Here is a 13,745-nt window from a genome sequence, read left to right on the forward strand (position 1 = left end):
GTTCGGATTTTACGAGCGCTTTGCCTGGCCGTCAGCGGAAGGAGCAAAGTCGTGAGCGCTTGGCGCTCTGGGCTGTCCCGGCTTCGCCGGGCCACCCCCTGCCGGGTCCGGATTCCTCCCGGCCCTGATAAACCGGGCTTCCTCCGGAGGATCCGGTGAGCCCGCATGCGGCGCGATCGGCCGCACGAGGGCGGTCCGGGGAGCGGGGCTCCATGTCGGTGTTCGTGGTCCTCTTCTCGGGGGTGGTGTTCCTGCTGGCCGGGCTGCTGGTTGACGGTGGGGCCGCCATGAACGCCCGCCTGAAGGCCGCCGACATCGCCGAGCAGGCCGCCCGCGCCGCCGCCGACCAGATCGACGTCGAGACCCTGCGGGCCACCGGCCAGGTGCGGCTGCTCGCCGACGAGGGCGCGGTGTGCGGCGAGGCCGAGAAGATCACGGCGGACCAGGGGGCCGACGGCGTACGCATGACCGAGTGCAGCGTGGGCGGCGGCCAGGCGGACGTCACGGTGGCGGTGTCGGTGCACTGGGACGCCTTCTTCCTGTCCGCGCTGGGCTTCGCCGGCTCCGACATGGAGGCCGAGGCCACGGCCGCTCCTGATCCGGGGGAGGCGTGACGGGGACACGGCCGCCGGGCGGACGGCGGGAGGAGTTCCACCGCGAGGCCCAGCGGGAGCCCGGGCGGGGCCCGCGACCGCGCGCCGAGGGCATGCCGTCCGTGCTGGGGCCGCAGCGGGCGCCCGAGCACTGGCACGACGACCGGCCCGTACGGCTGCGGACCCGGCGTACGGCCGGGGACGTCCTCGCCGGCCTCGCGGCCCTGGTCGCGCTGGTGGGCCTGGTGGGCGGCGTGCCGTACGCGTTGCTCCGGCTGGCCGGTCCGCCCATCAGCGGTGACCTGCTGAACGCGGACCTGTTCACCAGCCAGGTCGGCCCCGAGACGATCATCGCGATCCTGATCCTCCTGGTGTGGCTGGCCTGGCTGCAGCTGTTCCTGTGCGTGGTCGTCGAGGTCTACGCGGCGCTGCGGCGGGTCGGCATGCCGGCCCGGGTGCCGCTGTCGGGCGGCACGCAGGCGCTCGCGAACCGCCTGGTCTCCGCCGTGCTGCTGCTGTTCACCGCGACCGCCGTGGCGGTGCCCATCGCCCGCGCGGGCGCCCCGGCCCCGATCAGGCCGCAGGTCGCGGCGCTGTCGGCGCCGGTGCCGCAGACCGATGCGGAGCGACCGGCCCTGCACGCCAGGGAGGTCAAGAAGGTCTACGTGGTCCAGCCTCCGCACGGGCGCCACCACGAGAGCCTGTGGGAGATCGCCGAGAAGTGCCTGGGGGACGGGCGCCGCTATCCGGAGATCTACCGGCTCAACCAGCACAAGGAGCAGCCCGACGGCAGCCGGCTGCACATGGCCGACCTCATCCGTCCCGGCTGGGTGCTCGACATGCCGGACGACGCCAGGAACGTCCACGTCGTGCCGGTGGACGAGGACAGGCCGGAGATCCTGAAGGAGCACCGCCACGCGCCCGCCGAACTCGACGGCGACACCCACTACGCCGGGGGAGGGGCGACCGGCGGCGACGCGGGCCACGAGCGGGGCAGCGTGACGCCCGAGCCGGGCAAGCCGGGTGAGCCGGGCAAGCCGGGGATCGTGCTGCCGCCCCCCGCGATGCCGCAGGACACCCCGTCGGAGCCGAGGGGCCGCACCGGCGAGGCGAAGGACACGCCCGCCACCGCCAGCGCGACGCCCACCCCGCGTCCGATCATCACGACCACCGTCAAGCCCGCGATCGCGCCCACGGAAGCGGGCCACCAGACCGCCGGCGAGGAGACCGGGGAGCGGCAGGGCGGCCCGGTCCTCGCCGACTACCTGGCGGCCTCGACGCTGGCGGCGGCCGGGCTGCTGGCCCTGCTCGGCCGCAGGCGGCGGGAGCAACTGTGGCGCAGGGCCTTCGGCCGGCGCATCGCCCGGCCGCGCGGAGACGCCGCCGAGGCCGAGGTCGCCATCCGTCTCGGCGCCGACGCCCCCGGCAGCCGCATGCTCGACATCGGCCTGCGCCTGCTCGGACGCCTGCTGGCCGACGCCGACCGGCGCCCGCCGACGATCTACGCGGTCCACCTGTCCAACCGGGGCCTCGACCTGTGGATCCACCCGGCGGAACAGGACGCGCCCGAGCCGTGGGAGGCCTGCGACGACGGGCAGGTGTGGCGTCTTCCGGCCCACGAGGGGCGTCGCATCGACGAGCACGTGCTGGCCGGGGTGCCCGCGCCCTATCCCGGGCTGGTCTCGCTCGGCACCGGGCAGGGCGGCCGGGTCCTGGTGGACCTGGAGGCCGCACACGGGGTGATCGCGATCACCGGGGCGCACACCGTCGCCGCGCTGTCGGCGCTCGCCGTCGAACTGGCGACCAACCGGTGGTCCGACGAGATGCGGATCACTCTCGTCGGTTTCGGCGAGGAGCTGACCCTGCTCGCGCCGGAGCGGATCAGGACGGCGGGCAGCCTGGCCGAGGTGCTGCCGGAGTTCGAGGAGCGGGCCCGCTACGACGGCGACGTGCTGACCGGACGGGTCCACAGCCGTGTGGCCGACCCGGCCTACACCCCGCACTACCTCCTGTCGGCCATCCGGCCCGACGAGGACGAGGCGCGCCGCCTGGCGCTGCTCGGCAAGGGCAGGCGTACGGCGAGCGGCTTCGTGATCGCGGGGGAGGTGCCGCACGCCACCTGGACGTGGGACGTCACCGACGACGGCCGGGCCCGCGTGGACGCCCTGGGCCTGGACATCGAGGCCCACCTGCTGCCGCGCCGGCACTACGACGCCGTGATCAGCCTGTTCCGCACGGCCCGGCAGCATGAGGGCGAGCCGCTCACCCCGGTGATGGAGCGGCTGAGCGAGGAGCCGCCCGCCATCGAGGTGCGCATCCTCGGCCCGATCGAGATCAGCCCGGTGAACCCCCTCGAAGAGGGCAGGGCGGCCCTCGCCCACGAACTCGTCGTCTACCTGGCGACGCACCCGGACGGAGTCCACCCGGCCGTGCTGACCGGCGTGCTGTGGCCGCGCGGCGTGCAGCTCGCGGTGCGCGACGCCACGATCGCCCGGGTCGCCGAGTGGCTCGGTCGCGACTCCGAGGGACGCCCTCACCTGTTCCTCGACCGGTCCGGGCGCCTGCGGCTCGGCCCGGAGATCCGTACGGACTGGCGGCTGTTCCAGGACCTCGTACGGCAGGCCGGCGAGTGGGCGGACGCCGCCGACCCCGGTGCCCTCAGGTCCGGCGACATGGAGGCGAGCCTGCTGGAGCGCGCACTGAAGCTGGTGCGCGGCCCGCTGCTGAACGGCAGGCCGCCCGACCGGTACGCCTGGCTGGCGGCCGACCCCCTGGAGTACGACGTGACGGCCTGGGTGGCGGACGCCGCCCACGCGCTGTGCGAGATACGGCTGGCCCGCCACGACCCGCACGGCGCGGTGGCGGCGGCCCGGGCCGGGCTGCTGCTCGCCGCGGACGACGAGGGGTTGTGGCGCGACCTGCTCAGGGCGGCGCACGCCACCGGGGAGCCCGTCCGGCTGCGGGCGGTCGTCGACGGCCTGCTGCGCCGCGCCACCTCCCACCCGTACGGCGGCGGGATGGCGCCGGAGACGGAGGCGCTCATCGACGAGTTGCTGCCCGACTGGCGCCGGACCGTCTCTCCGGACCTCAGAACCCCGGGAGACCTCAGAAACCCGACGAACCTCAGAACCTCACGTCTCGCCTGATCGGAGCCCCAATGCGAGGGACGTCCCCCTCCGAATCATGCCGATCCGCGCATAGCGCTGGCTCGTCGCCGACGGCCGTCCCTACCTTGATAGCGGCGGGGGATCGCGTACTGCGGAGGACCCCGGTGATGCGTCCAGGAATCGCCACGGCGTCGCTCGCCTCGGCCTGCGTGCTGCTGCTCCTGTCGGCATGCACCGCGCCGGACGCGGACCGCGGCTTCACCCCGGGCGGGGGCGTGGAGCCGGCCGCGGCGGCGGCCTCCGGGACGCCCGGCCCACAGGCGGGCACCGCGACGGTCACGGCGGCGCCCGGACTGACGATCGAGATCGAGTGGCCGGACGAGCCGGATCCGAAGCGGTCGGCCGTGATCAAGGCGTTCGCCGACGACTTCACGGCACAGTGGCGGGCCGTCGGCACCTCAGGCGGAGACAGGTCGTACGTGAAGGGGATCGATGCCGAGTCGTCCGCCTACATGGACGCCGTCACCTGGGTGCAGGGGTTCCTCAAGGACGAACAGTCGGCCCGGGGCGTGGCCAGGCTCTACGCCCTGCGGGTGCCCTCGGTCATGGGACGCGGGGCGGAGGCCGACGGCTGCGTCGACCTGACCGGCGTGCGGCTGACCGACCGGGAGGGCACCCCGCTGGCCCGTCAGCCCGCCTGGCTCAAACGCCCGCGGGCGGTGTTCCTGCAGACCGCGGGCCTGGGGCACGGCGACGACGGCGTCTGGCGGATCCGGCTCTACCGCCACGCGGACTATCCGGACGAGCGTGCGAAGGAGTGCCTGCGTTGAGGGCCATTGCTGTGACGTCCCTGCTGGCCGGGGCCATGCTCGCGGTGTCCGCGCCTCCCGCCGCCGCCGACCCGGACGTCGGGCCGCACGGCGAGGCGTTCCAGAGCGGCAACACGGCCGGCGTCAAACTGACCAACTCCAAGATCGGCCTGTCCGGCAACGGGCTCGGCGGCAAGAGCGACGGCTACCGGATGCCCCGCCCCTGCTGGTACGAGCCGAACTCGTCGGCCGACGACATGCGCAACCTCCAGGCGCAGCAGAAGAAGCAGGCGGTGGAGGCGGGGTTGGACTACGACGTCGATCTCGGCAAGTTCGGCAGCAAGATCGGTGACAAGGGCCAGTGGTGGGGCGTCGCCTACGATGCCGGCAACCCGGACGGACCGTCGTGCGCCGCCGGACTGGAGCCGCTCGTGTGGGTGCCCGAGGGGACCACGCCCGCCGGAGGCATCACGCTGGAGCAGCTCATGCAGATCGCCCGGGCCGCGCTGACCGTGCCGGAGCCGAAGATCAAACTGAGTCCGGACGCCAAGAGCTACGTCAACCTGGGGACCTGGGTGTGGCTGGACGGAGCCGAGGCCGCGCCCCGGTCCGTCACCGCCACGCTGCCGGGGGTCATGTCCGCCACCGTCACGGCGACGCCGGACCACCTCGAGATCAAGTCCGGCACCAGCGACGACCGCGCCGACGTGTACACCAAGGGATGCGGCACCACCGGCAAGCCGTACGTGAAGGGCGCCGACAAGGACGGGAAGGGCGAACCGGATTGCGGCGTCACCTACCGGCACTCCTCCGTCGACCAGCCGGGCAAGGTCTACACGCTCACCGTGACCAGCGTCTGGAACGTCGTCGGCAACGGCAACCAGGGCGGCCAGGTCGTCCCCTTCGCGTACGACCCGATCCAGGTGGCGGCGACCAGGGACGTGCCCGTCGGAGAGGTCCAGAGCATCGTCAAGGAATGACTCGCCCCCCGGACCTCGACCCCGGCGGGCAGGTCAGGCGCGGGACTCGTGGGCGACCAGCCACTCCTTGACCGGCGTGCCGTAGTAGTAGCTGCCGTAGCCGCCGGTCGAGGGCAGCACGCGGTGGCACGGCACGAACGGCGCGATCAGGTTCTGCGCGCAGGCCGACCCCGCGGCCCGCGCGGCGGTCCTGGGCAGCCCCGCCTTCTCCGCGAGCTGCGCGTACGACACGGTGGTCCCGGCGGGCACGGAGCGCAGCGCCTCGTACAGGCGCTGCCTGGTGGGGGTGCCGGGCTGCTCGACGGGGATCCGGTCGAGCGCGTCGATCTTCCCGTCGAGATACTCCCGCACGGCCTCGGCCGCGTCGCCGAGATCGCCCTCCCGCAGGGGAAGCGCCCGCAGCGACGGCGAGAGCCGGGCGAACATCTCGTGGGGGTCGGCGGTGAAACCGGCCGCGACGAGCACGCCGTCGCGGGCGAGCAGAGCGAGGGGACCCACCGGGGTGGGCACGGTCTGCGTGATGATCATTTGTCGCGTCCTTGTGCTGTGGTGTCTGAATTGTCGGAGGCGTGGCTCCACAGGTGGAGCGCGGCGTACGCGCGCCAGGGCCGCCACCGCTCGGCCTCGCCCGCGGCGATGCCGAGCCGTTCCATCGTCCTGCGCAGCACGAGGTCGCCCTCGGGCCACGCGTCCGGGTCGCGCAGCGCGCGCAGCGCGATGTAGCCGGCCGTCCACGGGCCGATGCCGGGGATCTCCAGCAGCCTGGCGGTGGTGTCGGCGGGGTCGCCCGCGCCGTCGAGGTCGATCGCGCCGGAGGCCACCGCCTCGGCCAGCGCCCTGATCGTGGCGACCCTGCGGGTGGTGAGCCCGAGGCCGTCCAGGTCGGCCGTGGCGAGCCGGTCGGCCGTGGGGAAAAGCAACGACACCTGGCCGGCCGGGGCCGCGCCCGGGTCCCCGTTCCCGTCGGAACGGTCGGGGACGGCGGGCAGGCCGGCCCGGGCGGCGATGCGGCCGAGCAGGGTGCGGGCCCCGGCCACCGAGATCTGCTGCCCGACGACCGCCCGGACCGCCAGTTCGAACCCGTCGTACGCTCCCGGCACGCGCAGTCCGGGACGGGCCGCGACCAGCGGCGCGAGCGACGTCCCCCCGAGGATCTCCCGCACCGCCCCGGGGTCGGCGTCGAGGTCGAGCAGGCGGCGGCAGCGTGCCACCAGCCGGGAGAGCAGGTGCGTCTCGGTGGTCCGCACCGTCAGCCGGACGTGGCCCGCGGCGGGCCGCAGCGTGATCGAGCCGCCCGGCACGGCCCGCGTGTAGGCCGTCACGTCGTCCCCCGACCGGCAGACCGCCTCCACCGAGGGGATCGCCCGGGCGGCGAGGAAACGCAGCACCGACTGCGCGTCGTACGGCTCCCGGTGGCCGAGCCGAAGGGTCAGCCCGGTCGTGAGGGCGACCGGAGCCCCCTTCTCGTGCATCGGCCCGTTGGTCTTGCGCAGCTCTCCCGGCGCGAAGCCGTACGACTCCTTCATGGCCGCGTTGAACTGCCGTACGCTGCCGAACCCGGCGGCGAACGCGACATCGGTGATCGGCAGGGTGGTCTCGGTGAGCAGTTGCTTGGCGAGCAGCAGCCGCCGGGTGCGGGCGACGGCGAGCGGCCCGGTGCCGAGTTCGGCGGCGAACAGGCGGTGCAGGTGGCGCTCGGTCACGTGCAGGCGGCGGGCCAGCCCGGCGACGCCGGACTCGTCGGCCACCCCGTCGTCGATCAGCCGCAGCGCGCGTCCGACCAGGTCGGCGCGGACGTCCCAGCCGGGGTCGCCGGGGCTGAGCTCCGGGCGGCAGCGCCGGCAGGGCCGGAACCCGGCGGCCTCGGCCGCGGCGGCGTGCCGGTAGAAGCGGACGTTGGACCTGGCGGGGGTGCGGGCGGGGCAGATCGGGCGGCAGTAGATGCCGGTGCTGGTGACAGCCGTGTAGAAACGCCCGTCGAAGCGGGAATCCCGCGCGGAGACGGCGAGGTAGCACGCGTCGAAGTCGAGCTGTCGTGTGGTCACGTACACGACGTTATGCGCTGGCCATCGATGTGGGCTGGCGGAAATCGGACGCGGCCGTCAGGATGCCCCTGCAGGGCGGAGGGGTCTCGCGCGAGACCGAGGCGGTGAAGCCTGGAGTGCTCCCGCGCGAGCTGGGACGCCGGATCGGAACGCCGGAGTCACTTGCTGGAGATGCCGACCCCGAGGTCGAACTCGCGGTAGACCCGGGCCCAGAAGCCGTCGCGCAGCCACACGCGCGCCTCAGGGTAGGGCCGAAGGGAGTGGCCGAGTTCCTTCTCGGCCTCGATGAGCAGTTCGGTGTCGATCACCGTGGGCAGCAGCGGGCCCGGCAGCAGGTCGCGGATGTTGTCGCGGCCCCGGGTCAGTATCCATTTCTGCGCCACGTGCTCGCCGACCTCCTCCACGCGCGGCCGGCCCGGGCCCAGCTTGCCGACCTGGCCGGCGGGCGCCTTCGGCGGCATCGGCTTGACCGTACGGCCCGCGAAGACCTGGGCGGGCGACGGCGTGGGCGGCACGGGCACGGGCACCGGAGCCCGGGTGAAGAACGGGCGCAGGAAGTCGGCGCTCAGGATCTCGACGGTGTCCGACTCCCAGACGAGCCGCTCGGCCTGGTTGGTCCCGAACGGCGGCTCGACCCCCCACAAATGGATGCGCACGCCGTACGCCTGCGCGGCCTCCACGGCGGGCACCATGTCCTCGTCCCCGGCGATCAGCACGGTGTCGCTCACGGCGTGGTGGCGGGCGAGAGCCTCGAGGTCGCTGCGGATCTGCGCGTCCACCCCCTTCTGCTGGCCACGCGCGTTCAGGTTGCCCAGCCTGACCTTGACCCAGGGCAGCTGGGCGATCACACGCTGGTCCACCGTGGGCACGCGGTCGCGGGCGGCGTCATACCAGTAGACGCGCAGCAGCTCACCCGGGATGCGTTCGAGCGCGTGCTTCTGGAGCGCCTGGATCAGCTCGTCCGCGGCGACGCGGTACTCCTTACGCTCCTTGGCGCCTAAGAGAACTTCACCGGCGGCCGCGTAAAGGTAACCGACGTCCACGAGAACGGCATACTTTGCGGCAATGCCATGTGCGCTGAAGTCCGGGATGGCCATGGTGTCCTCCTGGACTCGTCACTAGTTGATCGGCTGACTATATTCCCCCGCTTTCTAGATAGTCCCAACTCTCGAGCCAGTTGACACCCTGTTCCGGCGATGTAATCGGTCCGTAGTCGTCGCGAATGGCGTCGGAAGACGTCGTCACCGGCCGGGGAAGAAGGCCCCGCGCCAGGCTCCCTGGCCGTGCGGGAGTCCCACGCGCAGCCGATGTGCCGGGTTTCTCCAGTTTCCCGGCTTCGTTTCCGGTGCCGCCGGGCGGGCGGCGCGGGCCGCCGCCCGCGCCGCCAGCGCGGCGACGAGGGCGGCGGTCTCCTCGGGGGTGGCGTCCCCCCGGACGATGCTGAGGTACGGCTCGCGGCTGCTCATAGAGGGATGTTCCCGTGCTTCTTCGGGGGCAGCGTGGCCCGCTTGTTGCGGAGGGCGCGCAGCGCGCGGACGATCTGGACCCGGGTGTCCGAGGGCCGGATGACCGCGTCCACGTAGCCGCGCTCGGCCGCGAGATACGGGTTGGCCAGCGTGTCCTCGTACTCGCTGATGAAACGGGCCCGCGCCGCGTCCGGGTCGTCGGCGGTGGCCAGTTCGCGCCGGTAGAGGATGTTGACCGCGCCCTGCGCGCCCATCACGGCAATCTGGGCGGTGGGCCAGGCCAGGTTGACGTCCGCGCCGAGGTGCTTGGACCCCATGACGTCGTACGCCCCGCCGTACGCCTTGCGGGTGATGACGGTGACCAGCGGCACGGTCGCCTCGGCGTAGGCGTAGAGCAGCTTGGCGCCGCGCCGGATGATGCCGTTCCACTCCTGGTCGGTGCCCGGGAGGAAGCCCGGCACGTCGACGAAGGTCAGCACCGGGATGTTGAAGGCGTCGCAGGTGCGCACGAACCGGGCGGCCTTCTCGGAGGCGGCGATGTCGAGCGTTCCGGCGAAGCTCATCGGCTGGTTGGCGACGACGCCCACCGAACGCCCCTCGACCCGGCCGAAGCCGACGACGATGTTCGGGGCGAAGCCCGCGTGGATCTCCAGGAACTCGCCGTCGTCGAGGACGTGCTCGATGACCGTGTGCATGTCGTACGGCTGGTTGGCCGAGTCGGGGATCAGCGTGTCGAGCTCGCGGTCCTCGTCGGTCGTCTCCAGGTCCGCCTCGACCTCGAAGGCGGGCGGATCGTCCATGTTGTTGGACGGCAGGTACGACAGCAGCGCCCTGGCGAAGTCGAGGCAGTCCTGCTCGTCGGACGCCTCGTAGTGGGCGACGCCCGAGCGCGAGTTGTGCGTGTGCGCGCCGCCCAGCTCCTCGAACGTCACCTCCTCGCCGGTCACGGTCTTGATGACGTCCGGCCCGGTGATGAACATGTGCGACTTCTCCTGCACCATCAGGACGAAGTCGGTCAGCGCGGGGGAGTACACGGCGCCACCCGCGCACGGGCCCATGATCAGCGAGATCTGCGGGACCACGCCGGACGCGTGCACGTTGCGCTTGAAGATCTCGGCGTACAGGCCGAGGGAGACGACGCCCTCCTGGATGCGCGCGCCGCCCGAGTCGTTGATGCCGATCACCGGGCAGCCGGTCTTCAGCGCGTGGTCCATCACCTTGACGATCTTCTCGCCGAAGACCTCGCCAAGCGAGCCGCCGAACACCGTGAAGTCCTGCGCGAACACCGCGACCGGCCGGCCGTCCACCGTGCCGTAACCGGTCACGACCCCGTCGCCGTACGGGCGCTCGCGGTCGAGGCCGAAGGCGGTCGCCCGGTGCCTGGCCAGCTCGTCGAACTCCACGAAGGAGCCCTCGTCGAGGAAGGCGGCCAGCCGCTCGCGGGCCGTCATCTTGCCCTTGGCGTGCTGTTTCTCCACCGCTCGCGCGGAGCCGGCGTGGGCCGCCTCGCTCCGGCGGCGCTCCAGGTCGGCGATCTTGCCGGCGGTGGTGTGGATGTCGATCTCGGGGGCGCGTTCGGCGCTCATCGCCCGCTCACCGTTCCTCGCATGCTCAGCGGCCCTCGGGTCCCGAACGCCGCTCCGGGTCGCGTCGAATCCATGGGCGACAGGTTAGTCAGGCCGGCGCCGTACGGTCGCGCCGGGTCGCGCTCACCGGGATCGCAGTTGCCCGGACGGGTACTCCCGGCAGGAACGCGGTCCCTGCGCCGTTCGTTCGGCTTTACGACGGCTTTATACAAATGGGGGCTCCATGGTGGACGCCGTACGCACGCAGGGGTTGTACAAGCGCTTCGGGCAGCAGGTGGCGGTCGGCGGCGTCGACCTGGTCGTGCCGAGAGGGAGCTTCGCCGGCCTGGTCGGCCCCAACGGCGCGGGCAAGACGACGACGCTGAGCATGGTCACCGGCCTGCTGCGCCCGGACGGCGGGCGCATCGAGATCGACGGCCACGACGTGTGGGCCGACCCGGTCAGCGTCAAGGCGCACATCGGCGTCCTGCCCGAGGGCCTGCGGCTGTTCGAACGGCTGTCCGGCCGCGAACTGCTCATGTACGGCGGCCAGTTGCGCGGCATCCCCCTGGACGAGGTCGGCCGGCGCGCCGACGAACTGCTCAAGGTCATGGACCTGGCCGAGGCGCAGGACAAGCTGGTGGTCGACTACTCCACCGGCATGCGCAAGAAGATCGGACTCGCGGCGGCGCTGCTGCACAACCCGCGCGTGCTGTTCCTCGACGAGCCGTTCGAGGGCGTCGATCCCGTCTCCGCCAACACGTTGATCGAGGTGCTGCGCAGGTACACCGCCTCGGGCTCCACCGTCGTCTTCTCCAGCCACGTGATGGACCTGGTCGAGCGGCTGTGCGACTGGGTGTCGGTGATGAACCGGGGCCTCGTCGTCGCCCAGGGCCCGCTCGACGACGTACGGCGGGGCCGCACGCTCAACGAGGCGTTCCTCGACCTCGTCGGCGTGCGCGGCAACGGGGAGGAGGGCCTGTCGTGGCTCGGGTCTCCGGCATGACCTGGCTGTTCGTCCGGCTGAAGCTCAGCCTGGTGCGCGGGGGCCTGCGTGGCGAGGTGGGCAAGCAGGTCGGTTTCGCCTTCTCGCTGGGCGCCGCGCTCCTCGCCGCCGTCGCGGGGTTCGGGCTGCTGTCCCTCATCCGGTTCGCGCCGCCCGACGTCGCCCTCGACCTCGTGTCGGCGGCGTTCGCGATGTTCGCCGTCGGGTGGATCGTCGTGCCGCTGATGGCCTTCGGCCTGGACGAGACGCTCGACCCGGCCCGGCTGGCCCTGTTCCCGCTGACCACCCGGCAGCTCGCGACCGGCATGCTGGCCGCGTCGGCGACCGGGCCGTGGCCGATCGCCTCGCTGGTCGCGTTGTCCGGCGGCGTGGTCGCGCTCGCCCACGGGCCGGGCGCGGTGCTGCTCGGGGTGCCCGCGGTGGTCCTCCAGTTCGCCTTCTGTCTCACGGCCTCCCGCCTGGTGACCACCGCGCTGTCCGGCGTGCTGCGCACCCGCAGGGGACGTGACCTGCTCGCGGTCGCCGCCGTCTTCGGCGTGCTGCTCTTCCAGGTGCCCAACCTGCTGATCAACAGAGGGTTCTCCGGCGACCCAACGCGGATCCTGGCGTCGGCGGGGGACGTCCTGCGGTGGACGCCGCCGGGGCTGGCCGCGCACGCGATCGCCGACGGCGGTCTCATCGGCGTCGCCGAGCTGATCGTCGTCGCGATGGCGGTCGTCGTGCTGGGGTGGCTGTGGATCGCCGCGCTGCGGCACGCGCTGGTGCGGCCCGACGCCTCCAGTCAGGGCGGCGGCTCCGTCCGGCGGTCCGGGCGGGTCCCGTTCGGCCGGTTCCTGCCCGACGGCATGCTCGGCGCCGTCGTCGCCAAGGAGCTGAAGTACGCCGCGAGGGAACCCCGGGGCCGGGTGAACTGGATCGCCGCGCTCTTCGTGAGCGTGGTCATCATGTTCTCCATGCGGGGACCGGACGGGTCGGCCGGGCCGGGGATCGTGGTCGGGCCCGCCTGCCTGGCGGCCGTCGTGATCGGGCTGCAGGCGGCCAACTCGTTCGGGATCGACGGCAGGTCGCTGTGGATGAACGCGGTGGTGTTCTCCACTCCGCGCGACCTGCGTACCGACCTGGCCGGCCGGCACCTGGCCATGGCGGTCATCGGGGTGCCGCTGCTGACCGTGGTTTCGGTGATCGCCGCCCTGGTGGCGGGCGACGCCGCCTGGGCCCTCGCCGCGGCGCCGGTCGCCTGGGGCGTGCTCGGCGTCGCCATGGGCGTCGGGGCGCTCACCAGCGTGACCGCGCCGTACACCTACCCCGACCGCCTGAACGCCTTCAGCGGCGCCGCTCCGGGGCAGGGCGGACAGGCGTTCGCGTCCTCCTTCGCCACCATGCTCGTCACCGGCGCGCTCGCGCTGCCGGTCGCGCTGCCGGTCCTGTTCGGCCTCACCTGGTGGGCCGTGCTCGCCGTGCCGTACGGCGTGGCGGCCGCCTGGGCGGGCCGCAGGATCGCCGCCGGCATCGGCTTCGCCCGCCTCCCCGAACTCCTCACCGCCGTCTCCCGCCCCACCTGAGAGGTAACAGAGCGGTCGCGATGTTCTTGCGGTGATTGCGGGGGATACGGCCCGCCCCTATAACCGTTTGGACCGTTCTAGGGGGAGAAGTAATGCGCGAAAACAGGCCGCTGGGCCGTGCGATCTGGGCACCGGTGGGCGCGGCGGTGATCAGCGGACTGGTCATCGGGGGGCTGGCGCGCCTCCTGATGCGGGGTGTCGCGCTGGCCCTCGACGCATCGACCGGCCTGTCCCTGGTGGGCACGGTCGGGATCCTCGTCGTGTTCGTCGTGCTGGCCCTGCCGGCCGCGGTGACCGCGACCGCGCGTCCGGCGATCATGCATGCCGGTCGATGGGTGACCGCCGCGCTCACGGGGCTGACGGCCGCGAGGACGGGGGTCAGCGACGCGAAGATCATCGTCCTGGCGGACGACGGCCAGTTGATGCCGATCACCGTGCTGGTCGTCGCGTTCGCCGCGATCGTGGTGGCGCACGGGCGGCTCGCCCAGCACCTCACCCGCCGTTTCAGGGCACTCCCGCAAGCCCCGGCCGAGGCGCTCCGCACCCCGGACGCACGACCGGTCTGACCTGCGCGTTCGAGTGGTCTAGTCCAATTGGTGAGACCGCCCTCGG

At 72.8% G+C, this 13,745-nt stretch carries 12 protein-coding genes; 7 read left to right on the forward strand and 5 right to left on the reverse strand.

The annotated features are described in order from the left end of the window. Positions 1 to 212: 212 nt before the first annotated feature. The 4 genes from Msi02_RS20255 (at position 213) to Msi02_RS20270 (ending at position 5,489) form a co-directional block, all read left to right on the forward strand. Entirely contained in the window at positions 213 to 614 is a 402-nt protein-coding gene (locus Msi02_RS20255; RefSeq protein WP_204049787.1) for a pilus assembly protein TadG-related protein, read from the forward strand. After that, positions 611 to 3,739, forward strand: coding sequence for a hypothetical protein (locus Msi02_RS20260; RefSeq protein ID WP_204049788.1), 3,129 nt, complete (start codon positions 611 to 613; stop codon positions 3,737 to 3,739). The genes Msi02_RS20255 and Msi02_RS20260 overlap by 4 nt, the downstream gene beginning before the upstream one ends. 128 nt (positions 3,740 to 3,867) lie before the next feature. Further along, positions 3,868 to 4,530 carry a hypothetical protein gene (locus tag Msi02_RS20265; RefSeq protein ID WP_204049789.1) on the forward strand — a complete coding sequence of 221 codons (663 nt, stop codon included), beginning with the start codon at positions 3,868 to 3,870 and terminating at the stop codon, positions 4,528 to 4,530. Continuing rightward, positions 4,518 to 5,489 (forward strand): hypothetical protein, encoded by a 972-nt coding sequence (locus Msi02_RS20270; RefSeq protein WP_373308285.1) that lies wholly within the window; start codon positions 4,518 to 4,520, stop codon positions 5,487 to 5,489. Before Msi02_RS20265 ends, Msi02_RS20270 begins: the two co-directional genes overlap by 13 nt. 33 nt (positions 5,490 to 5,522) lie before the next feature. Here the strand turns inward: Msi02_RS20270 and Msi02_RS20275 are convergent, their stop codons facing one another. The 5 genes from Msi02_RS20275 to Msi02_RS20295 form a co-directional block, all read right to left on the reverse strand. Beyond that, positions 5,523 to 6,017, reverse strand: a complete 495-nt coding sequence (locus Msi02_RS20275) for a methylated-DNA--[protein]-cysteine S-methyltransferase (protein WP_204049791.1) — start codon at positions 6,015 to 6,017, stop codon at positions 5,523 to 5,525. Further along, a complete protein-coding gene (locus tag Msi02_RS20280) occupies positions 6,014 to 7,534 on the reverse strand; it encodes a DNA-3-methyladenine glycosylase 2 family protein (RefSeq protein WP_204049792.1) in 1,521 nt (506 codons plus the stop codon). The genes Msi02_RS20275 and Msi02_RS20280 overlap by 4 nt, the downstream gene beginning before the upstream one ends. 158 nt (positions 7,535 to 7,692) lie before the next feature. Beyond that, complete coding sequence (locus Msi02_RS20285) at positions 7,693 to 8,577, reverse strand: NYN domain-containing protein (protein ID WP_239108559.1); 885 nt, start codon at positions 8,575 to 8,577, stop codon at positions 7,693 to 7,695. Between the two features lie 198 nt (positions 8,578 to 8,775). Beyond that, positions 8,776 to 9,000, reverse strand: a complete 225-nt coding sequence (locus Msi02_RS20290; RefSeq protein ID WP_204049793.1) for an acyl-CoA carboxylase epsilon subunit — start codon at positions 8,998 to 9,000, stop codon at positions 8,776 to 8,778. Further along, entirely contained in the window at positions 8,997 to 10,586 is a 1,590-nt protein-coding gene (locus Msi02_RS20295) for an acyl-CoA carboxylase subunit beta (protein ID WP_204049794.1), read from the reverse strand. The genes Msi02_RS20290 and Msi02_RS20295 overlap by 4 nt, the downstream gene beginning before the upstream one ends. 223 nt (positions 10,587 to 10,809) lie before the next feature. On the opposite strand from Msi02_RS20295, the gene Msi02_RS20300 reads away from it, so the two are divergent. The 3 genes from Msi02_RS20300 (at position 10,810) to Msi02_RS20310 (ending at position 13,699) form a co-directional block, all read left to right on the forward strand. Next, positions 10,810 to 11,571: an ABC transporter ATP-binding protein gene (locus Msi02_RS20300; RefSeq protein WP_204049795.1), complete on the forward strand. Its 762-nt coding sequence runs from the start codon at positions 10,810 to 10,812 to the stop codon at positions 11,569 to 11,571. Further along, entirely contained in the window at positions 11,550 to 13,133 is a 1,584-nt protein-coding gene (locus tag Msi02_RS20305; RefSeq protein ID WP_239108560.1) for a hypothetical protein, read from the forward strand. Before Msi02_RS20300 ends, Msi02_RS20305 begins: the two co-directional genes overlap by 22 nt. Positions 13,134 to 13,225: 92 nt before the next feature. Then, a complete protein-coding gene (locus tag Msi02_RS20310; protein ID WP_204049796.1) occupies positions 13,226 to 13,699 on the forward strand; it encodes a hypothetical protein in 474 nt (157 codons plus the stop codon). Positions 13,700 to 13,745 lie beyond the last annotated feature (46 nt).

Origin of the sequence: Microbispora siamensis (assembly GCF_016863095.1) — a bacterium.
Classification (GTDB): Bacteria; Actinomycetota; Actinomycetes; order Streptosporangiales; family Streptosporangiaceae; genus Microbispora; species Microbispora siamensis.